This window comes from Promicromonospora sp. NPDC052451 (assembly GCF_044547525.1).
Lineage (GTDB): Bacteria > Actinomycetota > Actinomycetes > Actinomycetales > Cellulomonadaceae > Promicromonospora.
This window is the reverse complement of record NZ_JBIUAP010000005.1, coordinates 350952-373592: the sequence shown is the minus strand read 5'-3', so window position 1 is coordinate 373592 and position 22641 is coordinate 350952. Positions and strand designations below refer to the sequence as shown.

23 protein-coding genes and 1 riboswitch are annotated in these 22641 nt (G+C 72.2%); of the genes, 12 read left to right on the top strand and 11 right to left on the bottom strand.

Annotated elements, in window-relative coordinates; translation table 11 throughout:
* Nucleotides 1-68: 68 nt before the first annotated feature.
* Nucleotides 69-920 (bottom strand): MHYT domain-containing protein, encoded by an 852-nt coding sequence (locus ACIG47_RS11610; RefSeq protein WP_397430920.1) that lies wholly within the window; start codon nucleotides 918-920, stop codon nucleotides 69-71.
* Nucleotides 921-1038: 118 nt separating this feature from the next.
* Complete coding sequence (gene serC, locus ACIG47_RS11605; protein WP_397413492.1) at nucleotides 1039-2142, bottom strand: phosphoserine transaminase; 1104 nt, start codon at nucleotides 2140-2142, stop codon at nucleotides 1039-1041.
* Nucleotides 2143-2232: 90 nt separating this feature from the next.
* On the opposite strand from serC, the gene ACIG47_RS11600 reads away from it, so the two are divergent.
* From ACIG47_RS11600 to ACIG47_RS11590, 3 genes are all read left to right on the top strand, one after another.
* Nucleotides 2233-2949 (top strand): iron dependent repressor, metal binding and dimerization domain protein, encoded by a 717-nt coding sequence (locus ACIG47_RS11600; protein WP_397413434.1) that lies wholly within the window; start codon nucleotides 2233-2235, stop codon nucleotides 2947-2949.
* 151 nt (nucleotides 2950-3100) lie between these two features.
* Nucleotides 3101-3293, top strand: a riboswitch (cyclic di-AMP (ydaO/yuaA leader).
* Between the two features lie 50 nt (nucleotides 3294-3343).
* Nucleotides 3344-4090 (top strand): C40 family peptidase, encoded by a 747-nt coding sequence (locus ACIG47_RS11595; RefSeq protein ID WP_397430919.1) that lies wholly within the window; start codon nucleotides 3344-3346, stop codon nucleotides 4088-4090.
* A 156-nt stretch (nucleotides 4091-4246) separates the two neighbouring features.
* Nucleotides 4247-5218, top strand: a complete 972-nt coding sequence (locus ACIG47_RS11590) for a universal stress protein (RefSeq protein ID WP_397430918.1) — start codon at nucleotides 4247-4249, stop codon at nucleotides 5216-5218.
* A 72-nt stretch (nucleotides 5219-5290) separates the two neighbouring features.
* Here the strand turns inward: ACIG47_RS11590 and ACIG47_RS11585 are convergent, their stop codons facing one another.
* The 4 genes from ACIG47_RS11585 to ACIG47_RS11570 all read right to left on the bottom strand — a co-directional run bounded on the left by ACIG47_RS11585 (nucleotide 5291) and on the right by ACIG47_RS11570 (nucleotide 9862).
* Nucleotides 5291-6565 (bottom strand): aminotransferase class I/II-fold pyridoxal phosphate-dependent enzyme, encoded by a 1275-nt coding sequence (locus ACIG47_RS11585; protein WP_397430917.1) that lies wholly within the window; start codon nucleotides 6563-6565, stop codon nucleotides 5291-5293.
* Between the two features lie 16 nt (nucleotides 6566-6581).
* Complete coding sequence (gene rocD / locus ACIG47_RS11580) at nucleotides 6582-8525, bottom strand: ornithine--oxo-acid transaminase (protein WP_397430916.1); 1944 nt, start codon at nucleotides 8523-8525, stop codon at nucleotides 6582-6584.
* A gap of 76 nt (nucleotides 8526-8601) precedes the next feature.
* Entirely contained in the window at nucleotides 8602-9378 is a 777-nt protein-coding gene (locus ACIG47_RS11575; protein WP_397430915.1) for a hypothetical protein, read from the bottom strand.
* Between the two features lies 1 nt (nucleotide 9379).
* Nucleotides 9380-9862 (bottom strand): OsmC family protein, encoded by a 483-nt coding sequence (locus ACIG47_RS11570; protein WP_397413441.1) that lies wholly within the window; start codon nucleotides 9860-9862, stop codon nucleotides 9380-9382.
* 158 nt (nucleotides 9863-10020) lie between these two features.
* On the opposite strand from ACIG47_RS11570, the gene ACIG47_RS11565 reads away from it, so the two are divergent.
* Nucleotides 10021-10686 carry a hypothetical protein gene (locus tag ACIG47_RS11565; RefSeq protein ID WP_397430914.1) on the top strand — a complete coding sequence of 222 codons (666 nt, stop codon included), beginning with the start codon at nucleotides 10021-10023 and terminating at the stop codon, nucleotides 10684-10686.
* Between the two features lie 22 nt (nucleotides 10687-10708).
* Here ACIG47_RS11565 and ACIG47_RS11560 read toward each other — a convergent pair whose 3' ends face one another.
* Nucleotides 10709-11332 carry a hypothetical protein gene (locus ACIG47_RS11560; protein ID WP_397413444.1) on the bottom strand — a complete coding sequence of 208 codons (624 nt, stop codon included), beginning with the start codon at nucleotides 11330-11332 and terminating at the stop codon, nucleotides 10709-10711.
* Between the two features lie 123 nt (nucleotides 11333-11455).
* Between ACIG47_RS11560 and ACIG47_RS11555 the strand changes: the two genes are divergently transcribed.
* Nucleotides 11456-12259, top strand: coding sequence for a thymidylate synthase (locus tag ACIG47_RS11555; protein ID WP_397430913.1), 804 nt, complete (start codon nucleotides 11456-11458; stop codon nucleotides 12257-12259).
* Nucleotides 12259-12774 carry a dihydrofolate reductase gene (locus ACIG47_RS11550; RefSeq protein WP_397413448.1) on the top strand — a complete coding sequence of 172 codons (516 nt, stop codon included), beginning with the start codon at nucleotides 12259-12261 and terminating at the stop codon, nucleotides 12772-12774. The genes ACIG47_RS11555 and ACIG47_RS11550 overlap by 1 nt, the downstream gene beginning before the upstream one ends.
* An 87-nt stretch (nucleotides 12775-12861) precedes the next feature.
* On the opposite strand, the gene xylB is transcribed toward ACIG47_RS11550, so the two are convergent.
* The gene (gene xylB, locus ACIG47_RS11545; protein WP_397430912.1) at nucleotides 12862-14343 is read right to left on the bottom strand and encodes a xylulokinase; all 1482 of its coding nucleotides are present in this window, start codon (nucleotides 14341-14343) and stop codon (nucleotides 12862-12864) included.
* A 128-nt stretch (nucleotides 14344-14471) separates the two neighbouring features.
* Nucleotides 14472-15626 (bottom strand): xylose isomerase, encoded by a 1155-nt coding sequence (gene xylA / locus ACIG47_RS11540; protein ID WP_397430911.1) that lies wholly within the window; start codon nucleotides 15624-15626, stop codon nucleotides 14472-14474.
* Nucleotides 15627-15716: 90 nt separating this feature from the next.
* On the opposite strand from xylA, the gene ACIG47_RS11535 reads away from it, so the two are divergent.
* Nucleotides 15717-16925 carry an ROK family protein gene (locus ACIG47_RS11535; RefSeq protein ID WP_397430910.1) on the top strand — a complete coding sequence of 403 codons (1209 nt, stop codon included), beginning with the start codon at nucleotides 15717-15719 and terminating at the stop codon, nucleotides 16923-16925.
* 18 nt (nucleotides 16926-16943) lie between these two features.
* On the opposite strand, the gene ACIG47_RS11530 is transcribed toward ACIG47_RS11535, so the two are convergent.
* Nucleotides 16944-17711 (bottom strand): GntR family transcriptional regulator, encoded by a 768-nt coding sequence (locus tag ACIG47_RS11530; RefSeq protein ID WP_397413452.1) that lies wholly within the window; start codon nucleotides 17709-17711, stop codon nucleotides 16944-16946.
* A gap of 237 nt (nucleotides 17712-17948) precedes the next feature.
* On the opposite strand from ACIG47_RS11530, the gene ehuB reads away from it, so the two are divergent.
* The 4 genes from ehuB to ehuA are packed head-to-tail and all read left to right on the top strand — an operon-like array spanning nucleotide 17949 to nucleotide 21099.
* Nucleotides 17949-18890, top strand: a complete 942-nt coding sequence (ehuB, locus tag ACIG47_RS11525; RefSeq protein WP_397430909.1) for an ectoine/hydroxyectoine ABC transporter substrate-binding protein EhuB — start codon at nucleotides 17949-17951, stop codon at nucleotides 18888-18890.
* Between the two features lie 8 nt (nucleotides 18891-18898).
* Nucleotides 18899-19687 (top strand): ectoine/hydroxyectoine ABC transporter permease subunit EhuC, encoded by a 789-nt coding sequence (gene ehuC, locus ACIG47_RS11520; protein ID WP_397430908.1) that lies wholly within the window; start codon nucleotides 18899-18901, stop codon nucleotides 19685-19687.
* Nucleotides 19680-20327: an ectoine/hydroxyectoine ABC transporter permease subunit EhuD gene (gene ehuD / locus ACIG47_RS11515; protein WP_397430907.1), complete on the top strand. Its 648-nt coding sequence runs from the start codon at nucleotides 19680-19682 to the stop codon at nucleotides 20325-20327. The genes ehuC and ehuD overlap by 8 nt, the downstream gene beginning before the upstream one ends.
* Nucleotides 20320-21099: an ectoine/hydroxyectoine ABC transporter ATP-binding protein EhuA gene (ehuA, locus tag ACIG47_RS11510; protein WP_397430906.1), complete on the top strand. Its 780-nt coding sequence runs from the start codon at nucleotides 20320-20322 to the stop codon at nucleotides 21097-21099. Before ehuD ends, ehuA begins: the two co-directional genes overlap by 8 nt.
* A 61-nt stretch (nucleotides 21100-21160) precedes the next feature.
* Here ehuA and ACIG47_RS11505 read toward each other — a convergent pair whose 3' ends face one another.
* Nucleotides 21161-21610: a MarR family transcriptional regulator gene (locus ACIG47_RS11505; protein WP_119142044.1), complete on the bottom strand. Its 450-nt coding sequence runs from the start codon at nucleotides 21608-21610 to the stop codon at nucleotides 21161-21163.
* A 169-nt stretch (nucleotides 21611-21779) separates the two neighbouring features.
* On the opposite strand from ACIG47_RS11505, the gene ACIG47_RS11500 reads away from it, so the two are divergent.
* Entirely contained in the window at nucleotides 21780-22628 is an 849-nt protein-coding gene (locus ACIG47_RS11500) for an aldo/keto reductase (RefSeq protein WP_397413458.1), read from the top strand.
* The last annotated feature ends 13 nt before the right edge of the window (nucleotides 22629-22641 follow it).

The window sequence follows — 22641 nt, the reverse complement described above, 5'->3', positions numbered from 1 at the left end:
GCGGTCACACGACGAGGCGCCCGCCCCCACGAAGGGGACGGGCGCCTCGTCGTCAGAACGACGGCGGGTCAGACCGAGCGGTGCGTCTGCGCGAACTGCGCGGCGCTCGGCTGCAGCTCCTGCTGCACGTTCTCGTACCGCTGCCCCTGCTCGGTGTGCGCCTTGAGCCGGTTCTCGAACTCGGCCTGCGTGCGCAGCTCCTCCTCGGTGGGCCAGAGGCCGATCCCGAGGATGAGCAGGAACGTCACGACGCTGACGGCCATCACGAGCGGCACGAGCAGCTGCATCGTGGAGGCGCCGGCGGGGACGCTGTCCACGGGGTTGACCACGGACACGCCGGCCATGCCGGTGTAGTGCATGCCGGTCACCGCCACGCCCATCACCAGGGTGGCGATGATCGTGGCGAGCGTGCCGCGGATGTGGACGGTGCACCAGAGCGCCGCGGTGGCCGCGACGACGGCGATGATCACCGACGCGATGACGTACACGGGGTTGTAGACGACCTCCGCCGACATCTGCATCGCCTCCATGCCCATGTAGTGCATGGCCGCGACGCCGGCGCCCGCGAGGGCACCGCCGACGAGCATCGCCGGGAGCCGGCGCTTGCCCAGCTCCGTGATGAAGAGGCCCGCACCGACCACGACGATGGCGATCGCCGCGCTCAGCAGGGTCTGGGGAACGTCGTACCTGATGGTCACACCGGAGGCGGAGAAACCCAGCATGGCGACGAAGTGCATCACCCAGATGCCGGTACCGCCGATGGCGATGGCGCCGAACACGAGCCATGCCGCGCGTGCACCGCCTGAAGCCCCTCGGGCGCGGGACGTGCACGCGAGGCCCGTCGCTGCGCCGGTGCACGAGATCGCGTACGCCAGCAACGGCGTGACGATCCCGAATGTGAAGTGGTCGATCACTGGCATGGTGTTGAACAGCCCCTCGAATGGTTCCCTCTGTTGCGGAAACGTTACAGAGTTCCGTTGTCCCGGACAATACGGGGAACCCGCCGTCGAAGGGATATTGCGGACGTGATCGCCCTGGTCAGAGGGTTTCGACGACGTAGTCGACGCACGCCGTGAGGGCGGCGACGTCGGCGGGGTCGACCGCCGGGTACATCCCGACGCGGAGCTGGTTGCGCCCGAGCTTCCGGTACGCGAACACGTCCTGGACGCCGTTGGCGCTCAGCTCCGCGATGACCCGGTCCGCGTCGATCTCGTCGGCCAGGTCGACGGTGCCGACCACCGTGGACCGCTCCTCCGGGCGCGTGACGAACGGCGTGGCCCACTCGCGCGCCTCGGCCCAGGAGTAGAGGGTCTCGGCCGACGTCGCGCTGCGTTCCGCCGCCCACTTCAGCCCGCCCTGGTCGAGCAACCACTCCACCTGGTCGGCCAGGAGCAGCAGCGTCGCGACCGCGGGGGTGTTGAGGGTCTGGTCCAGCCGCGAGTTCTCGACCGCCGTCGTGAGGGACAGGAACTCCGGCACCCAGCGCCCGGACGCCTCGACGCGGGCGGCACGCTCCACGGCCGCGGGGGACAGGACGGCGAGCCACAGGCCGCCGTCGGCCGCGAAGACCTTCTGCGGCGCGAAGTAATAGGCATCGGTCTGGCTCAGGTCCACGGGCAGCGCGCCCGCACCGGACGTCGCGTCGGTGAGCACGAGGGCGCCGTCCGGCCCGGCCGGGCGCACCACCGGGGCCATCGCGCCGGTCGAGGTCTCGTTGTGCGGCGTCGCGTAGGTGTCGACGTCGTCCGCCGGGGCGAGGTAGGCCACCGCGCCGGGCTCGGCGGAGATGACCTGGGACGGCTCCAGGAAGGGCGCGCGCGACGTGGCCCTGGCGAACTTGCCGCCGAACTCGCCGAACTCGGCGTGCTGCGCCTTGCGCTCGACGAGGCACAGCGTGGCGATGTCCCAGAAGGCGGTGGCGCCGCCGTTGCCGAGCGCGACCTCGTACCCGTCGGGCGCGCCGAGCAGCTCCGTGACACCCTCACGGATACGGCGCACCAGGTCCTTCACGGGCGGACGCCGGTGTGAGGTACCGAGCACGTGCGCGTTCGCCACGAGATGATCGACCTGGCCGGGACGTACCTTGGACGGGCCGGAGCCGAATCGGCCGTCGGCGGGCAGCAGCTGTGTCGGGATTGTCAGTGGCACAGAACTAGACTAGAACCTGGGCCGACGCCCGGGCCGTACGTGTCCAGGGCGACTGGGGCGGCTGGGCGCACGACGGGAGCAGACGTGACGGATCTGATCGACACCACCGAGATGTATCTCAAGACCATCTACGAGCTCGACGAGGAAGGCATCACGCCTCTGCGCGCGCGCATCGCGGAGCGTCTGGGGCACTCCGGGCCCACGGTGTCGCAGACGGTCGCGCGCATGGAGCGTGACGGCCTCGTGATCGTGACCGGCGACCGGCACCTCGAGCTGACCGAGCTGGGCCACGACAAGGCGATGCGCGTGATGCGCAAGCACCGCCTCGCGGAGCGCCTGCTGACCGACGTCATCAAGCTCGACTGGGAGCACGTGCACGTCGAGGCCTGCCGCTGGGAGCACGTCATGAGCGACCTCGTCGAGAAGCGCCTGGTGGGCCTGCTCGACCACCCGCACCACGACCCGTACGGCAACCCGATCCCGGGGCTGTCCGAGCTGGGCGAGGCCTACACCGACGTCCCGTTCCTGAGCGGTGTGATCTCGCTGCCGTCGGCGTTCGAGGCGGCGGCGAAGAAGGGCGTCAAGGGCGAGCCGCTCGCGGCGTCGCTCACCCGGATCGCCGAGCCGCTGCAGACCGACGTCGACCTGCTCGCACGCCTGGCGGACGCCGGCCTGGTCCCTGGGTCACGCATCACGGCCGAGCACAGCGACGGCACCTACACCGTGACCGTCGACGGCGCCGACACCGCGCTCGAGCTCGGCGAGGACCTGGCGCGGCACCTCTTCGTCGCCACCGCCTGACGACCGGCGGGCGGCGGTCCAAACCGTCCGCTTTGTCGGAAAGGTGGCACCGCAGATCCGACACGTCATGGCATTCGTTGCCGGAACGTGACATCAGGTGTGAGGTCCGGTACGTTCGGAACGCTCACACGGAGCTTCATCCGCGAGAGTCCTCGGACGGACGCCGAACTCTGTCACCGGCCGGGGCCCCAAGACGACCGCATGACAGAGGCGGGGGACCCACCATCGGGCGCCAGGGTGCGTCCTCGGGGTGAAGCCGGGCAGTCCTCAGGGAGTGCACGGCCGGGTGATTTCTCCCACCCGAACCCGACAGCTGACCTCGAAGGCGTACAAGGAGAGGTACTACGTGACTGCACGTACGACCCGCGCACGCCATCGGGCTGCGCGACGCCCCGTGACTCCGCTCACCGAGCTCGCCCAGAACGCCGCCGTCGGTCGCCGTACCGCGGTCGCCGCCGCCGGTGGCGCACTCCTCGTCTCGACCTTCGGTGGCGCGATGGCCGCCCAGGCCGCTCCGATGGAGACCGGCCACGCGAAGATGAACTCGGTCGACCTGAACGCGCTGACGACGCAGGCTCGGGAGGCGCTGTCCAACGCCCCCGTGGTGACCGTCGCGCCGGACGCCGAGCTGACCGTCGAGAAGTCCGCGGTCTCCGTGATCTCGGCGGCCGACAACGAGGAGTACCAGGCGGAGCTCGCCGCCGAGGAGGCGGCCGAGGCCGCCGAGGCAGCCGCCGCCGAGGCCGCGGAGGCAGCAGCAGAGGCGGCGGAGACCGCCACCGCGTCGGTCGACGTCCCGGCGTCGGCCATCGGCAACTCCGTGATCTCCATCGCCAGCCGCTACATCGGCGTCCCGTACGTCTCCGGCGGCGCCAGCCCGAGCGGCTTCGACTGCTCCGGCTTCACCCAGTACGTCTACGGCCAGCTCGGCATCTCGCTGCCGCACTCGTCGTCCTCGCAGCCGGGCTACGGCACCATCGTGCCGGCCTCCGAGGCGCAGCCGGGCGACCTGATGTGGACCCCGGGCCACGTCTCCATCTACGCCGGCGGCAACACCATGATCGACGCCTCCAAGCCGGGCACCGTGGTCGACTTCCGCCCGATCTGGCAGTCGAACCCGACGTTCGTCCGCATGGGCTGACCCCCGCGGGTCGTACAGAGCGCCCGTCCGCCGCCCCGTGCCGGGGTGTGCGGGCGGGCGCTCTGGTATGAGGTTCCTGGTACCGCGTCCCATGAGGGCGCCGCCGCCGGTAGCGTTGGGAGTGCAAGGGTGCACTGCCGAGGAAAGGGCTGGGCGATGACACGATCCGAGGTCGTACTGGTCGGGGTGGACGGATCGGCCGCGAGCCTGCACGCGTTGGACTGGGCCACCGCCTACGCGCACCGCGTGGGCTGGTCGCTGCACATCGTGTGCAGCTACTCGCTGCCGTCGTTCACGGCGGCGTCGCTCGACGGGGGCTACGCGGCCCTCGACGACACCACCATCCAGGAGGGCGCGAAGTCCGTCCTTGCCGAGGCGGAGGCCCGCGTCGCCGACGCCGGGGTCCGCGCCACCACGGAGGTGGCCACGGGCGACGCGGCCGGCGTGCTCGTCGAGCTGTCGGCGGACTACGGCCTCGCCGTCGTCGGAACCCGCGGCCGGGGCGGTTTCACGGAACGGCTGCTGGGTACGGTGTCGTCGGCGCTGCCGGCCCACGCGCAGTGTCCTGTCGTCGTGGTCCCGCTGCGAGCCGAGGCGAACCGGGGTGTCCCCTGGAACACGGCCGATGCCGGAACGCCGACGTCGGGCACGGAGCCGACGGGCGTCGCGCCCGGGGCGGCCGAGATCCGGGAGGTGCGCCGCATCGTCGTCGGCGTGGACGGGTCGCCGCAGGCCGAGCGGGCGCTGCAGCACGCGATCGTGCAGGCCAACGCGTGGGGCGCCGAGCTGACCGCCGTGACCGGGGTGCCCGTCGGCAACACCGGGTTCCTGGCGTGGCTGCCCTCGTCCATCGACCGCGAGCAGGTGCTGGCGGACGTCGGCGCCGGGATGGACGTCCTGGTCGACCGGTACGAGGCGGAGAACCCAGGGCTGCGGATCCGGCGGATCGTGCTCGACGGCACGGGGGCCGAGCTGCTCACGGAGTTCTCGACGGCGTCGGACCTCGTCGTGGTGGGTTCACGCGGCCGCGGCGGGTTCCGCGGGCTGCTGCTGGGCTCGACCAGCCAGGCCGTGCTGCACCACTCGGCGTGCCCGGTCCTGGTGATCAACAAGCACTGCCAGGACTGACCTCTCCGACGTCCTGCACAGGTCAGGCGCCCAGGTCACTCCGGTGACCTGGGCGCCTGACGCGTGAGCGGGTCAGGACCGGGCAGCCTCCGCGGCGGCCAGGAGGACGCACGTCGCCACGCCGTCCATCGCCGCGCGGACCTCGTCCAGCGGCGGCATCGAGGGTGCGAGGCGCACGTTCTTGTTCTCCGGGTCCTTCCCGTACGGGTGCGTGGCGCCGGCCGGCGTGAGCGCGATGCCGGCCTCCTTGGCGAGCTGCACCACGCGCGACGCCGTGCCCGGCGCGACGTCGAGCGACACGAAGTAGCCGCCCTTCGGCTCCGTCCACGACGCGATGCCGTACCCGCCCAGGCGCTCGGCGAGGATCTGCACCACCGCCTCGAACTTGGGCGCCAGGATCTCGCGGTGCTTGCGCATGTGCGCGCGGACGCCGTCGGCCGAGCCGAAGAACATGGCGTGCCGCAGGTGGTTGACCTTGTCCGGGCCGATCGACGCGACCGACAGGTGCTTCTTGTACCAGGCGATGTTGGCCGGCGAGCTGCCGAGGAACGCGACGCCCGAACCCGCGAACGTGATCTTGGACGTGGACGCGAACAGGAGCACGCGGTCCGGGTGGCCGGCCTCCGCGGCCAGTGCGAGGGCGTTCGGACTGGTCACCTCGTCGTCGGTCAGGTGGTGGACGGCGTAGGCGTTGTCCCACATGATCCGGAAGTCCGGTGCGGCGGCGGGCATCGAGACGAGCGCGCGGGCGACGTCCTCGGTGATGACGGCGCCGTCCGGGTTGGAGTACGTGGGGACCACCCACATGCCCTTGATCGTCGGGTCGTCCGCGACGAGCGCCGCCACGGCCTCGGCGTCGGGCCCGTCCGCCGTCATCGGCACCGGGATCATCTCGATGCCGAGCGACTCGCAGATCGAGAAGTGCCGGTCGTAGCCCGGCACCGGGCAGATCCAGCGCACCTTCTCCTCGCGGGCCCACGGCTTCGGGGACTCGGGGAATCCGAACAGCTCGGCGAACGCGACGACGTCGTGCATCGAGGTCAGCGACGCGTTGCCGCCGGCGAGGAGCTGCTCCACCGGCACGTCGAGCAGCTCGGCGAAGATGCGGCGGATCGCGAGGCCGCCGTCGAGGCCGCCGTAGTTGCGCGTGTCCGTGCCCGTGTCGTCGGTGTGGATGCCGACGCCCGGCAGGGCCAGCATCGCCTCGGCGAGGTCGAGCTGCTCCGCCGACGGCTTGCCGCGCGTGAGATCCAGCTTCAGGCCCTTGGCCTGAAGGTCCGCGTAGGCCTGCTGGAGCTCGGCCAGGGCCGGAAGTGTTGCTGTCGGAGACGACGTCGTAGTGGTCACCTCCCGGAGCCTACGCTCAGCCGGCGGTCGGTGACAGTTCGGAGCGCCCACCCGTGCCGCCGGCCGGAGCACTGCCCTCGGCGGTCCCGGTGGCGTCGCCGGCCGCCGGGCCCTTGCCGTCCTCGGCCGGGGCCGGTGCGGCCTTGCGCCGGGAGGGGCGGGGCCGCCGGGGGAGCCGCTTCGCGAGCGGGGTCTTGGCCGACGGCGCGCTCGCCGCGGAGGGCGTCGCGGTGGCGTCGGCCGGGCCGGGACCGGGCTCAGGAGTGGGCCCAGGAGTGGGCTCCGTGGTGGGCCCAGAGCTGGGCTCGGTGGTGGGCTCGGTGGCGGGCGGCGCGTCGGAGGCTTCGTCTGCGGTTGCCGCTGTCGCGGGGACCTCGCCCGCGGTTGCCTCATCGGTGGCCTCGTCTGCGGGCGCCTCTGTTGCGGGCGCCTCGTCTGCGGGCGCCACCTCCGCAGATGCCTTGTTCGTCGGTACCTCTTCCACCGATGCGCCGTCCGCGGGTGTGTCCTGCGGCTGCGCGTCATCCTGGGAAGCGGCCGCGGACACCTCGCCGGCCGTCCCGCCCCCGGCGGCACCCTCGGCCGTCCCGCCCCCGGCGGCACCCTCGGGCGTGGCCTCACCGCCCTCTGCCTCGCCATCCGCGGCGGGCTCCTCGCCCGCCCCGGGCTCCTCGCCTGCCCCAGGTTCGTCGCCTGCCCCGGGCTCCCCGGCCGCGCCGGGCGCCGCCGCGCCGCCCCCCTGTTCCTCGCGGAGCGCGAGCAGCGACTCCTCCAGGATGTCGAGCGCCATCTCCAGCTCGGGCTGCACGATCGACAGCGGCGGCGACAGGCGGATCGTCGTGCCGTGCGTGTCCTTCGCGAGCACGCCGCGCTCCAGCAGCGCCTCGCACAGCTCGCGTCCGGTGCCGAGGGCCGGGTCCAGGTCGATGCCCGCCCACAGTCCCACCGTGCGGGCCTCGGTGAGGAGACCACGCTCCACCAGCGCGTCGAGCCGCGCCTTGAGCACCCTGCCCGACGCCGCGGCCCGCGCCTGGTACTGCCCGGTCGAGAGCAGGTCGAGCGCGGCGATGCCCACCGCGCAGGCCAGCGGGTTGCCGCCGAACGTCGAGCCGTGGGTGCCCGGGGTCAGGACGCCGAGGATCTCCGGCCTGCCGACCACCGCCGAGACCGGCACGATGCCGCCCCCGAGCGCCTTGCCGAGACAGACCAGGTCCGGCCGCACGTCCCAGAGCTCGCACGCGAGCGTGGTGCCGGTGCGGCCCAGGCCCGACTGGACCTCGTCGGCGACCAGGGCGATGTCCCGCTGCGCGGTGAGCTCGCGCACGCCGGGCCAGTAGTCGTCGGGCGGCACCACGACGCCGGCCTCGCCCTGCACCGGCTCCAGCAGGACGGCCACCGTGGTGTCGTCCACGGCGTCGGCCAGTGCGGCGAGGTCGCCGAACGGGACCCGGCGGAACCCGGGCGCGAAGGGGCCGAAACCGTCGCGGGACGCCGGGTCGTCCGACAGGCCGACCAGCGTGGTGGTGCGGCCGTGGAAGTTGCCGTCGGCGACCACGATCGTCGCCTGGTCCTCCGGCACGCCGCGCACGTCGTAGCCCCACTTGCGGACCGCCTTGATCGCGGTCTCCACGGCCTCGGCGCCGGTGTTCATCGGCACCACGAGGCTGTCCTCGCCGCCGGTCGTCAGCGGTCCGACGACCTCGACGAGCCGCTGCGCGAACTCCTCGAGCCGGTCGTGGTCGAACGCGCGCGACGTGAGCGTCACCTGGCGCAGCTGCGACATCGCGGCGGCGACCAGCCCCTGGTGCAGGTGCCCGAAGTTCAGGGCAGAGTACCCCGACAGGAAGTCGAGGAACTCGTTGCCGTCCGTGTCCCACACGTGGGTGCCATGGGCCCGCGCGATGGTGATGGGCAGGGGGTGGTACGTCGGAGCGAGTGCGCCGTGCGTCGTGTCCGCCATGCACCGCAGCCTAGAGCGGGTCCTGCGATCGCGCCGGTCAACGGCATATACCGGGCCGCCCGACGCCGGGCCCGGGCTACTTCTGCTCGATGACCCGGGGGAAGCGCTCCGGCGGGGCGCCGAACGCGACCCGGGACTGCGCGATCACGGTGTGGCCGAGGGCACGCGCCCCGAACACGCCCACGACCGCCCCGATGCCGAACGGCAGGATGCGGCCCAGCATGAGGCTGCCCTGCTTGGCGACCTGCCGCTGGACGAACCGGTGCGTCAGCGCCTTGTTCACGCGGTGCAGCGTGGTGCGCGGCATGCTCGTGAGCAGCACCTTGCCCCAGGCGACGCCCGATCCGCCGATGGCGTCCTCCACGTCCTGTGCGCCCTTGTCGCCGAGCACCGTGGCCAGGAGCAGCGCCCGACGGCGCGGGACGTCCTGGACGTCGATGCCGTGCACGTCCGCCACCGCGAGCGAGAAGGCCGCCGACGAGGCGAAGAACGTCGCGATGTCGCTCGTGGACAGGGCGATGCCCGCCGCGGTGCCGACCGCGGGGATGGCCGCGGCCGCGCCGACGGCACCGCCCGTGGTCTGGATGACGCGCAGGTACTCCTTCTCCAGGAGCTTGACGATCTGGGCCGGGGTGGCGTCGGGGTTCCTGGCCCGCACCTTGTCCACATGCTTGTGGATGGTCGCCGACGGGATCGTGACCGCCCGGTCGACCAGGTAGTCGAGCGGGCTGTCCGGCTTGTACCTGACCCAGTCCGCCGGGGTCACCTCGACCAACTCGTCCGGCTTGACGATGGCGTCACCCGGTACGGCCTGCCCGTTCGGTCCTGAGGCGGTCACTTTCTCGTCGGCCATGTCAGCCCTCCGTCGGCTGCTCGAAGATCGCGTCCGGGATCTGGGCGCCGGCCTTGAGCGTACGGCCGACGGTGCATGCCTTGTCGATCGACCGCTGGGCGATCGTCAGGAGCTTCGCACGGTCCTCCTCGTCGAGCATGGAGAGGTCGATCTCGAACCTCTCCGTGAGCACCGGGTACCGGTCCTCCGACACGAGCTTCGGGTCCTCGACGCGGATCGTGGTCCGGTAGTCGTCACCGAGCCGCCGCGCGAACGCCTTGTCGCTGCTCATGCCGGCGCACGCGGCGAGCGCGATCTTCAGCAGCTCGCCCGGCGTGAACACGGCTCCCGCCTCGGCCGGGCCGATGTCGACGCGCGCGCCCCGGGCCGAGAAGCCCGTGTAGGTGCGGGTGCCGTTGCGCTCCACCCACAGCGGGTCCGTGGGCGAGGGCGTCGCGGCATCGGCTGCGCGCGTGGCGTCCGAGGTGGTGGTCTGCTCCGTCATGAGGGTCATCCTTCCACTGGTCACCGACACGGTCACGGAGCCGGGTCGTACGGCCCGGTCGGTCGGCCCGGTGTTCAACGCGGACGAGGTCCGCAACGTTCCCGCGGGCGGACGGGTTCGGCGGGCGGAGCAGGTCGGCCGCTGCGACGATCGTCTCCATGACGGAGAAGGCGAGCGACGGGCCCCGGGCGACCGGCCCGGCAGCGGGCGGTCCCAGCGGCACCGGCGCGCCCGGCGGCACCGGCGCGCCCGGCGGCACCGGCGCGCCCGGCGGGACGGGAGCGCCCGGCAGAGGTGCCGGTGCGCGATGGCGACCGGACTGGCGCGACGTCGTCAAGCGGCTGCTCGGCGTCGTGGCCGTGATCGTGGCCGTGTGGCTGGTCTACCTGTTCCTGTCGGCGTTCCTGCCGCGCTGGTGGGCCCAGGTGATAGGCAACGCGGTGGACGGCTCCTTCGCCGCGGGGGCCTGGTGGGGCCTGGTCGTCGGAGCGGTGTTCACGATCGTGCCGCTGCTCCTGGTCACGCAGGCGGCCCTGCCGAACCGGTCCTGGCCGGTGCGGGGCGGGTTCGTGGTGGCAGCCGCGCTCTTCGCGGTGCCCAACCTGCTGACGCTGGGCATCGTGCTGGGCACGTCGTCCGCGGCACACGCCGGTGAGCGGATCCTCGACGTCGACGGCCCCGCCTTCCGGGGCGGCAGCGCGTGGGGCGCGGTGCTGGGTGCCCTGGTGGCGATCGTCGTCGTCACGATGAGCGCGCTGTACCGCCGTCGTGGCCGGCACCTGCGCGAGCTGCGGGCGCAGCAGGAGGGCCGGCAGCAGCGCTGACCCCGCGACGGTCAGGTCGCGGTCAGGACAGGACCTGCGCCGGGTCGTGCCCGAGGTCACGGACCAGCCCTTCCATGGCCGCCTGCCGGTGCCTGCGGCTCAGGTCCCGCCAGACCGGCACGGGGACGGGCCGCACCACGACGGCGTTCGGGTCGCCGTCCGCCCCGATGTGCAGGGCGTCCATCGAGCTGAGCCCGATCCGGGCGAGCACCACCCGGACCTCGCCGGCGCCCGGCCGCGGCACCGACCACAGAGGTTCCTGCCCGTCCCGTCCCCAGAGCTCGACCCGGTCGGGGAGCAGCACCAGCACGGTGTGCCTCGACCCGTCGGGCCGGATGGCCCGCTGGTCCACGCCGAGCCGGGCCGCGGTCTCGACCATCGACGTGGCGGGCACGGTGAGCACCACCGTCGCGCCGGGTCGCCGGCCGGCCACCTGCCGGAGCGCGGCGCGGGTGCGCGAGTCGAGGATCGCGTAGACCACCGCCACGATCACCACGACGGCGACCAGCCCGACCGCGACCGGCCACAACGCCGACGTCCCCGCGATCCCGCCGGCGAGGCGGATCACCGCGGCGAGCCCCACCGCGACCACCGCCACCCACAGCACCGGCGAACGCTTGACCCGTGAACCCACCTGCTCAGGCATGCAGCCCCTCCTCGTCGGTGCCGCCGAGTATGGCAGGTGCGGGACGTCTCGCTCCACGACCGGGGCGTACCGGTCCGCGAGCCGGGAGGGCACCCTGGCCCGGCTGCGGCATAGGCTGGCCGCATGACCGTGATCGAGACCCCGTACGAGGACCTGCTCCGCGACGTGCTGGCCACCGGCACCCGCAAGGGCGACCGGACCGGTACGGGTACGCGCAGCGTCTTCGGCCGGCAGATCCGGTACGACCTCGCGCAGGGCTTCCCCCTGATCACCACCAAGCGCGTGCACCTCAAGTCGGTGGTTTACGAGCTGCTGTGGTTCCTGCGCGGCGACTCCAACGTCCGCTGGCTGCAGGAGCGCGGCGTCAAGATCTGGGACGACTGGGCGGACGAGTCGGGCGAGCTGGGCCCGGTCTACGGCGTCCAGTGGCGCTCCTGGCCCACGCCCGACGGCGGCCACGTGGACCAGATCGCCAAGGTCGTGGAGCAGATCCGCACCAACCCGGACTCGCGGCGGCACGTCGTCACGGCGTGGAACCCGGCCGAGGTGGACGACATGGCGCTCCCGCCGTGCCACGCCCTGTTCCAGTTCTACGTGGCGGACGGCAAGCTGAGCTGCCAGCTCTACCAGCGCTCCGCCGACCTGTTCCTGGGCGTCCCGTTCAACATCGCCTCCTACGCGCTGCTCACGCACATGGTCGCGGCGCAGACCGGGCTCGAGGTCGGCGAGTTCGTCTGGACGGGCGGTGACGTGCACATCTACGACAACCACGTGGAGCAGGTCGAGACGCAGCTCGCCCGCGACCCCTACCCCTACCCGTCGCTCCGCCTCGCCCCGCGCGACTCGATCTTCGACTACGAGTACGAGGACGTCGAGGTGCTGGGCTACGTCTCGCACCCCACCATCAAGGCACCGATCGCGGTCTGATGATCGGGCTCATCTGGGGACAGGCGCGCGACGCCGCCGGCCGGCCGGTCATCGGCGCCGGTGGCGACATCCCGTGGCGCGTTCCCGAGGACTTCGCGCACTTCAAGCAGACCACCGCGGGCCACCCCGTCGTCATGGGCCGGCTCACGTGGGAGTCGCTGCCGAAGCGCCCGCTGCCCGGGCGCACCAACATCGTGGTCTCCTCGCACGGCCCGCACGGGGTGCCGGACGCCGGGGGCGACGTCGTCGCGGCCGGCACGCTCGGCGAGGCGCTCGCGGTCGCCGCGGACGCGCCCGGCGGCGACGAGACCTGGGTGATCGGCGGTTCCCAGATCTACAGCGAGGCGCTCCCGGTGGCCGACCTGCTGGACGTCTGCGAGATCAACACCGAGGTCGAGGGCGACGCCTTCGCCCCAGAGATCGGGCCGGAGTGGGCGGTCGCCTCGGCGACGGAGTGGACGACGTCGTCCTCCGGGCTCCGGTTCCGGCACCTGCGTTACACGCGCGCGGAGTGACGCCGCCGCCCCGGTGACCACCGGCGAGGCGCCCGCGCCCGCCCTGCGTCAGCGGGCCTGACGAGGCGCGGGCGCCGGCGTCGCGGATCAGACCAGGTCGCGGACCGCTGCGTACTGCTCGCGGACAACCGGCTTCGGGTCGGCCTCCAGCGTGGTCGCGATCGTCGTCGACCAGGCGGGCGCGGCGACGTCGTCGGTCCCGCCCGCCGCCGCGAGCGTCCACGCGGCCTGGCGCGCGGCGCCGTCGGCCACGTACTCGCCGGGCTCCGGGATGCTGATCGGCAGGCCGAAGACCTGGGGGGCGATCTGCTGCACGGCCGGCGACTGCGCCGCGCCGCCGATCAGCATCACGCGCTCGACGGAGACGCCCTGCGCCCGCAGGGCGTCCAGGCCGTCCGCGAGGCCGGAGAGCATGCCCTCGATGTAGGCGCGGGCCAGGTGCGGACGCGTCGACGTGGCGAGGCGGATGCCGTGCAGCGTGCCGGTGGCGTCGGGCCGGTTGGGCGTGCGCTCGCCCTCCAGGTACGGGACCAGGACGAGGCCGTCGGACCCGGGCGGGGCCTGGAGGGCCAGCTCGGCCAGCTCGTCGAAGTTCACGTCGAGCACGGCGCGGGCCGCGTCCAGCACGCGCGCCGCGTTGAGCGTGACGGCGAGCATGAGCGCGTTGCCGGTCGCGTCGGCGAAGCCGTTGATCGCGCCGGACCCGTCGGCGGTGCGCTGCGGCGCGACGGCGGAGACCACGCCCGAGGTGCCGATCGAGATGGCGATGTCGCCCGGCGTCATGCCGAGCCCGAGGGACGCCCCGGCGTTGTCGCCCGCGCCGGGCCCGATCAGGGCGCCGCCCTCGACCTCGGAACCGGCGATGCTCGGGTGCGCCACGGCACCCGCCTCGGTCACGCCGACCACGCGCGGCAGCACGACGTCGGTCCGCCCCAGAGCGCGTTCGAGCAGGTCAGGCCGGTACTGGCCGGTCGAGGCATCGTAGTAGCCGGTGCCCGACGCGTCCGACCGGTCGGTGAAGAGCTTGTCGAGCTGCGGTCCGAGCGGAGCGGTCGGGTCGTCCGCCGGGCCGTAGCCCGCGATGCGCCAGGACAGCCAGTCGTGGGGGAGCGCCACGGCGGCGACGCGTGCCGCGTTCTCGGGCTCGTTGTCGCGCAGCCAGCGGAGCTTGGTGATCGTCAGGGAGGCCACGAGCACGGAGCCGACGGCGTCGGCCCAGGCCTGGGCGCCCACCTCGCGGTCACCGTCGCCCAGCTCGCTGATCAGAGTCTCGGCCGACGGCGCGGAGCGGGTGTCGTTCCACAGGAGGGCGTCGCGGACCACTCGTCCCTCGGCGTCGAGGGCGACCATGCCGTGCTGCTGGCCGCCCACGGCGAGGGCCGCGACGTCGGACAGGCCGCCGGCAGCGGCTGCCGCCTCGCCGAAGGCGTCCCACCAGTGCTGAGGGTCCACCTCCGTGCCGTCCGGGTGCTTGGCGGAACCGGTGCGGACCAGCGCGCCGGTCTCGGCGTCGCGCACGACGATCTTGCAGGACTGCGTGGACGTGTCCACGCCGGCGACGAGGGGCATCGATGCTCCAGGAAGTTCAGGGGAAGGGATTGGCCACGCTACCGCGCGCCCCATCCGTTGAGTGCTGGATATTCGCCCTGTTGTACGGCTCGAAGGGGCGAATATCCAGCACTCGACGGACCAGAGGGTCAGCCGATCAGGTGCTTCAGGGCCAGCTGGTGGAGGCGGACCAGGCCGTAGTCCTTCTCCGCGAGGGCGTCGACGTCCGGGTCGGCCTCGGCGAGGAAGGAGTCGAACGACTCGCCCTCGGCCAGGGTGGACTGCCCCAGCTCGAAGATGCCCGCGTGCTCGAACGCAGCCTGGACCTCGGAGTCCTCGCGGTACTGCTTCGCCTTGGCGGCGAGCATGTCGTAGGTCTCCATGTTGGCCTTGGCCGACTCCCACACGCCGTCGATGTGCTCGGTGCGCGACGGCTTGTAGTCGAAGTGGCGCGGGCCCTCGTAGCGGGGGCCGCCGTTCGGGAAGCCGTTCTCCAGCAGGTCGACCGTGAAGAACGCCGACAGCAGGTCGCCGTGCCCGAACACGAGGTCCTGGTCGTACTTCGGGCCGTGCTGGCCGTTGAGGTCGATGTGGAACAGCTTGCCGAGGTGCAGCGCCAGGGCGATGCCGTGCGTGTAGTTCAGGCCCGCCATCTGCTCGTGGCCGGTCTCCGGGTTGAGGCCCACGATGTCGGCGTTGTCGAGCGAGTCGATCAGCGCGATGGCGTGGCCGATCGTCGGCAGGAAGATGTCGCCGCGCGGCTCGTTGGGCTTGGGCTCCAGGGCGATCTTCAGCCCGTAGCCCTTCTCCTTGATGTACGAGGCGACCGTGTCGATGCCCTCGGCGTAGCGCGCGTGCGCCGCGTTCAGGTCCTTCGAGTTGTCGTACTCGGTGCCCTCGCGGCCACCCCACATCACGAAGGTCGAGGCGCCCATGTCGGCGGCCAGGTCCACGTTGCGCAGCACCTTGCGCAGTCCGAAGCGGCGCACCTCACGGTTGTTGGAGGTGAACGCGCCGTCCTTGAAGACGGGGTGCGTGAACGTGTTGGTCGTGACCATCTCGCAGACCATGCCCGTGTCCGCGGCGGCCTTCTTGACGGAGTCGATGTGCTTCTGGCGCTCGGCGTCGTCGGAGCCGAACGGGTAGACGTCGTTGTCGTGGAACGTGAAGCCCCAGGCGCCGAGGTCGGCGAGCTTCCGGACGGACTCGGCGGGGTCCAGGTCGGGGCGGGTCGCCGTGCCGAACGGGTCGTTGGCGGGCCAGCCGACGGTCCACAGACCGAACGAGTACTTGATGTCGCTCACGGGGGTCTCCTCATCGAGGCGGCCCCGGCATGCGGCGCCGCATTTGTTGTACGGATGAACTATTACGCGAGGTTCGGCTACAGTCAAGGCGTGACCACCGCCGGGACCGCACGCGAGACCTCCACGCGGACGGGCCCCGCCGCGGCCCGTCAGCACAGCCTGCGCGAGCACAACCTGGAGCTCGTCGCCCGCGCGGTGTTCGAGGTCCCGGAACCACTGTCGCGCGCGGGCGTGGCCGCCGCGACCGGCCTGGCCCGCGCCACGGTGTCGACGCTGGTGGACCAGCTCGTCGCCGCCGGGCTCGTGCGCGAGCTGCCCGCCGTGACCGGGGGCCGCGCCGGCCGGCCCGCCGTCCCGCTGATCCCCGCGCCGCGGACCGTCGTCGGCCTCGGGCTCGAGGTCAACGTGGACTACCTCGGCGTGCGTGTGGTCGATCTCACGGGCGACGTGGTCGCCGAGCAGGTGGTCCCGGGCTCGTTCCACGACAGCGACCCGACGGCGGTGCTCGCCCGGCTCGGCGAGCTCGCCCGCGAGGTGTCGGGCGAGGTCACCGCCGCGGACATGACCGTCGCCGGCGGCCGGCTGGCCCTGCCCGGGCTCGTCGACCCGCGCACCGGGCTGCTCCAGGTGGCGCCCAACCTCGGCTGGTCGTCCCTCGAACCGGTCCCGCTGCTGGGGCTCGGTGAGCTCGACGTGCGTGTCGCCAACGAGGCCAAGCTCGCGGCGCTCGCCGAGCTGGCCGGCGGGTCCGACGTCGCGGCGCCCGACTCCTTCGTCTTCGTGTCCGGCGACGTCGGCATCGGTGCGGCGATCGTCGTCGACCGCGCGCTCTTCCTGGGGGAGCGTGGCTGGAACGGTGAGATCGGCCACGTCGTCGTCGACCCGGCCGGGCCGCGCTGCTCGTGCGGCGCGTTCGGCTGCCTGGAGCAGTACGCGGGCAAGGAGGCGATGATGCGGGCCGCCGGCCTGCCGCCGGACGCCCCGCTCGACGCGCTGGTCAGCCTCCTGGCCGACGCCGGCAGCCGCGCCGTCCTGCCGGCCGGGCGGGCGCTCGGTTCCGCGCTCGCCGACTTCGTGAACCTGCTCGACGTCGGCACGATCGTGCTGGGCGGCGCCTACGCCGAGCTGATGCCCTGGCTCCGGGCCGACGTCGAGTCGGTGCTCGACGACCGCGTGCTCGCCGCGCCGTTCGTCGACCTGGAGGTGCGGGCCGCGCAGGCCGGGCCGCACGCGGCGCTCACCGGCGGGGCGCGCGAGGTGCTGCGAGCGGTGCTGGCGGACCCGGCGGCCTGGGTCTGAGCCTGCGCACCGGACCGCCTAGGGTTCGTCCGGCGTGTCGATCGGGCCGAGCGTGATCTCGGGGGCGTCGGCCGGTTCCTCCAGCGTCTCCACGGGCTCGTCGTCCCGGCCGAGCAGGCGCGCGACGGCGCCGTCCAGCATCTCGGTCAGGCAGGTGACGAGGCCGGTCTCGTCGCGCGCCTCCAGGCGCTCGACGATCACCGCGTGCGCGTCGGCGGTGTCCTTGCGCACCACGTACTCGTCGCTCACGGTGAACGTGGCCATCCGCACCTCGACGATGAGCGTGGTCATCCAGCGGGTCAGCCAGGGGTTGCCCGCCGCGGCGACGAGCGCCCAGTGGAGGTTCAGGTCGGCGCCGCCCACCCGGCGCGCGTCCTTGGTCCGGTTCGCGGCCACCAGCTCGTCGTGCGCCTGGCGGACGCCGGCGACGGCCGCGTCGTCCCCCGACCGCACCAGCAGCCGCGCCGCGGTGGTCTCGACCGACTTGCGGGCCTCGTAGAGCGCGGGCAGCCGGTCCGGTCCGATGGTCGCCACGCGCATGCCGCGCCCCGGCGTCGCCACGAGCAGCCCCTCCTGGACCAGGCGCTGGGCCGCCTCGCGCAGCGGGCCACGGCTCACGCCGAGCTGGGCCGCGACCTCGACCTCGCGGATCGGCGAGCCGACGGCGAGCGCACCCGCGTACACGGCGTTCCGCAGCTCCGTCTGGATCAGGTCGACGGTCGAGGGACGCGTCACACGTGAGAAGGACGGTGCAGTCGCCAGGGTGGCCCGCGGCGGGTGGGACATCGGTGCTCCTTCCATGAGCGCACGTCGATGACGACATCATCCCCGGTGCGCGGGCTGCTGTGCGGCAACGGCAGGGGGTCGGGGCGGTGCCGGCCGGGTGAACTTGTGGATTGTAGACAATCCTAATGTCGAACGCTAGATTGTCGGATCGTCCGATGTCGCGCTACGGTGCCACTCGTCCGTGAACTCCAGCCCACCCAGGCTTTGCCGTAGGCGCCGGGTGGCGTGAAGGGAATCATGTCTAGATCAAGCGTCCGCCCGCTCCGCCGAGCCGTGTTCGCGGCAGGTTCAGCACTCGCCCTCGTCGCGTTGGCTGCCTGCTCGTCCACGGCTCCGGACGCGACCGGCGGAAACGACGCCGACGCGCTCCAGCAGCTCCAGGACGACGGCTCCGTCACCGTCGCGTTCAACGGCGAGGAGCCCTACAGCTTCGAGGACGCCGGCGACCTCACCGGCGCCACGATCGCGCTGGACCAGGAGATCTTCGGCGAGCTCGGCGTCGACGACGTCGAGGGCGTCCAGACCGAGTGGAACTCGCTCATCCCGGGTCTGACCGCGGGCCGTTACGACACGGTCAGCGCCGGCATGTCGATCCTTCCCGAGCGGTGCGAGCAGGCCCTGTTCTCCGAGCCGCAGATCATGTACACCACGGCGTTCCTGGTGCCGGAGGGCAACCCGGACAACCTGACGGACATGCAGTCCGCCCAGGACGCCGGGGTCAAGCTTGCCGTGCTCAGCGGCGCGATCGAGGCCGGCTACGCCAACGAGCTGGGCATCGACAAGATCGAGGTCGGTGCGGCTCAGGACGGCCTGGACGCCGTCACGAGCGGTCGTGCCGACGCGTTCGCCCTGACCGCGATCTCGCTGAAGACCCTCGAGCAGAAGACCGACGCCCCGATCGAGGTCACCGACTCGTTCGTGGCCGAGCTCGACGGCGTGCCGCAGATCGGCGCGGGTGCCGAGGTCTTCCCCAAGGGCCAGGAGGCGCTGCGCGACGCGTACAACGAGAAGCTCGCGGAGATCGTCGCGGACGAGGAGCGCTGGCTGGAGATCGTGGGCCCGTTCGGGTTCACGGCTGCCGAGCGCCCCGTGGAGGGCCTGACCACCGAGAAGCTCTGCGAGGGTGACCTCGAGTCGCTGGCCGAGGAGCTGGCTCCGGAGCTCGGCCTGGACGGCTGACCGCCCACGTGTCCGACAACCTCCAGATCCTCGCCGGGCTGCTCCCGCAGCTCGGCGAGGGCATTCTCGTCACGCTCGAGCTCACGCTCGGCGGTGCGGTGCTCGCGCTGTTCATCGCGTTCACGCTGGGTCTCGCCTCGCGTGCCCGGACGCGCTGGGCGCGGATCCCGTCCCGTGTGGTCGTCGAGTTCTTCCGCGGTACGTCCCTCGTGGTCCAGATCTTCTGGATGTACTACGTGCTGCCGCTCCCGCCCTTCTACGTCGAGCTCGACCCGCTCGCCTGCGGCATCGTCGCGCTCGGTCTCAACTACGGGGCGTACGCCTCCGAGGTGGTGCGCGGATCCATCAACTCGGTGCCCCGCGGGCAGTGGGAGGCGGCCACGGCCCTCGACCTCGGCCCGGTGCACCGGCTGCGCCGCGTGATCATGCCCCAGGCGTGGCCGCTGATGATCCCGATGTTCACCAACCTGCTGATCCAGCTCGTCAAGGGTTCGGCGCTCGCGGCGTACATCACGCTGCACGACCTCAACTTCTTCACCGGTGAGCTGCGCCAGCGCACCTCCGACACGGTGTTCTCCTACACGGTGGGCCTCCTGCTCTACTTCGCGTTCGCCTACCTGCTCACGCTGGTCATGAACGCGATCGAGGTGCGGGCGAAGCACCGGGTCGGTGTGGGCCCGTCGCTGCGCGAGGTGCTGCGGCTGACGCCGTCGGCCTCCGTGGCCTCGGGTGCTGCCGCGCCGGCTCCGGCGTCGCCGTCCGTCACCGCCGCGAAGGGAGGTGCCGACCATGACTGAGACCGAGGCATGGAGCTGGGAGCACGCCGCCGCGGTGCTCCCCGCGCTCCTCGAAGGGTTGCAGATCACGGTCCTGGCGACCGTGGTCGGCATGGTCATCGCCGCGATCCTGGGCCTGGTCGTCGCCGTGGTGCGGCGGTCGAGCCTGCGGGTCGTCACCGTCCCGGTGGCCGTGGTGGTGGAGTTCATCCGGTCCACGCCGCTGCTGGTGCAGCTCGTCTTCGCCAACCTGATCTTCACCCAGTTCCCGTCGCTCGCGATCGGGTGCGTGGTGCTCGGCGTCCACTACGCGACGTACATGTCCGAGGTGTACCGCGCGGGGATCGACGCCGTGCCGAAGGGCCAGTGGGAGGCGGCGATCGCGCTCGACCTGCCGAGGCGCCGCACCTGGACCGCCGTCGTGCTGCCGCAGGCCATCCGCAACACGCTGCCCGGGTTGGGCAACTACGCCATCTCCATGTTCAAGGAGACGCCGTTCCTGTTCGCGATCGGGGTGGTCGAGATGTACACCGCGGCCCAGCAGTACGGCGGCAACAACTTCCGCTACATCGAGGCGATCACCATGGTCGGCCTGCTCTTCCTCCTGGTGAGCTACCCGACCTCGCTGCTCGTCCGCCGATTGGAGAACCGCCTTGCTTGACACCGACACCCGACCCGCCATCGAGTTCCAGGGGGTGGGCAAGCGCTTCGGCGACAACGTCGTGCTCGACGGGCTGGACTTCTCGGTCGCCGCGGGCGACCGGGTGACCCTGATCGGCCCGTCCGGCTCCGGCAAGACGACCATCCTGCGTCTGCTCATGACGCTGGAGGAGGCGAACGACGGCCTCATCCTCGTCGACGGCGAGCCGTACACGCACGAGATCCGCGGCGGCAAGCGGGTCGCCATCCCCGAGAAGCGGCGCAGCCTCGTGCGGCGCCGGGTCGGGATGGTGTTCCAGCAGTTCAACCTGTTCCCCAACATGTCCGTGCTGGAGAACATCATCGAGGCGCCGGTGCACGTGCTCGGCGTGCCGAAGGCCGAGGCGATCGCCAAGGCCGAGGACCTGCTGGAGCGGGTGGGCCTGGCCGACAAGCGCGACGCCCGGTGCACGCAGCTCTCGGGCGGGCAGCAGCAGCGCGTCGCCATCGCACGGGCCCTGGCCATGGAGCCGGAGATCCTGCTGCTGGACGAGGTGACCTCCGCGCTGGACCCGGAGCTCGTGGCCGACGTGCTCGGGGTGCTCCGCACCATCGCCGAGACCACGGACATCACCATGCTGATCGTGACGCACGAGATGCAGTTCGCCCGGGAGGTCTCCAACCGGGTGCTGATGTTCGACGGCGGCAAGATCATCGAGGAGGCAGACCCGGAGACGATCTTCACGTCCCCGCAGAACGAGCGGACCCAGGAGTTCCTCCGCGCGATCCTCTGACACCGACGACGCGAGGGGCCGGATCCGACGGATCCGGCCCCTCGCGTCGTCCTCGGGTGCGTCAGACCGCCGCGCCCACGCCCCCCAGCGTGCCCACGAGCCCGGCGAGCTCCGGCACCTGTTCCGCCTCCTGCAGCGCCTCGTGCAGCGCGCGGTCGTGCGTCGGCCGCGCCGCCAGCAGCAGCTTCTCGCCCGACGGCGTGAGCTCGGTGTAGATGCCGCGCCGGTCGTCCTGGCAGAGCACGCGGGTGAGCAGTGCGCGGTCCTCCAGGCGGTTGACCAGCCGCGTCGTCGCGCTCGGGGAGAGCGCGGCGGCGCGGCCGAGCTGCTGCATGCGCATGTGCCAGCCGTCCTGGCGGGACAGCGCGTCCAGCACCGTGTACTCCACGACGGACAGGCCGTGCTCGGCCTGCAGTGCGCGCTCCAGCGCGGTGTCGATCATGCCGTGCAGCGCGGCGAGCGTGCGCCAGCCCTGGGCACGGATCTCGACGGCGTCGTCGGCGATTCCCATGAGCCCTCCTCTGCGCCCGTCCGGCGGGCGTGATGTCTGTCTCCAACTATAGCGCTTGTGCAACTAGTGCGCGCATGCAAATATCTAGAAGGCGCGTGCAACTAACCGCGTGCGCCAGGTGTCCGCGTACGCACAGCGGGCACCGTCCGGAGAACAGCAAGGAGTCGTCATGTCATCCCCCGCCGAGATCCCCGCCGTCGTCCTCCCCAACGCCGTCCGTCCGGGAGCGACCATGCCCCAGGTCGGGTTCGGCGTCTTCCAGGTGCCCGACGCCGAGACCACCCGCGCCGTCGGCCACGCGCTGGAGGCCGGCTACCGGAGCATCGACACGGCGGCGGCCTACGGCAACGAGGCGGGTGTCGGCCGCGCTCTGGCAGCCTCCGGCCTGGCCCGTGACGACGTGTTCGTCACCAGCAAGCTGTGGACCGACTCCATGGCGCGCGACGCCGTGCGGCCGGCCCTGGAGCGCAGCCTGGAGCTGCTCGGTCTCGATGTCCTCGACCTGTACCTGATCCACTGGCCCGCACCGGGCCGCGGACAGGCCGTCGCCGCCTGGGAGGGGCTCGTCGAGGCCCGCGAGGCGGGCCTGGTCCGGGAGATCGGCGTCTCCAACTTCGAGCCCGCGCACCTCGACGCGATCGTCGCGGCGACCGGCGTGCGTCCCGTCGTCAACCAGGTCGAGCTGCACCCGGCCCTCCAGCAGCGCGAGCTGCGGGCGCACCACGCGGACCTCGGCGTCGTCACCGAGGCGTGGAGCCCGCTCGCGCAGGGCGCGGTCCTCGACGAGCCGGCCGTGACCGATGCCGCCCGCGCGCACGGCGCGTCCGCCGCGCAGGTGGTGCTGCGCTGGCACCTGCAGCACGGGAACGTCGTGATCCCCAAGTCGGTCACGCCCGCGCGCATCGCCTCGAACCTCGACGTGCTCGGGTTCGAGCTCACGGCACAGGAGGTCGCCGCGATCGACGCCCTCGACCGGGACGGCCGCACCGGCCCGCACCCCGACCGCTTCGACGGCTGACGGCCCCCGGCCC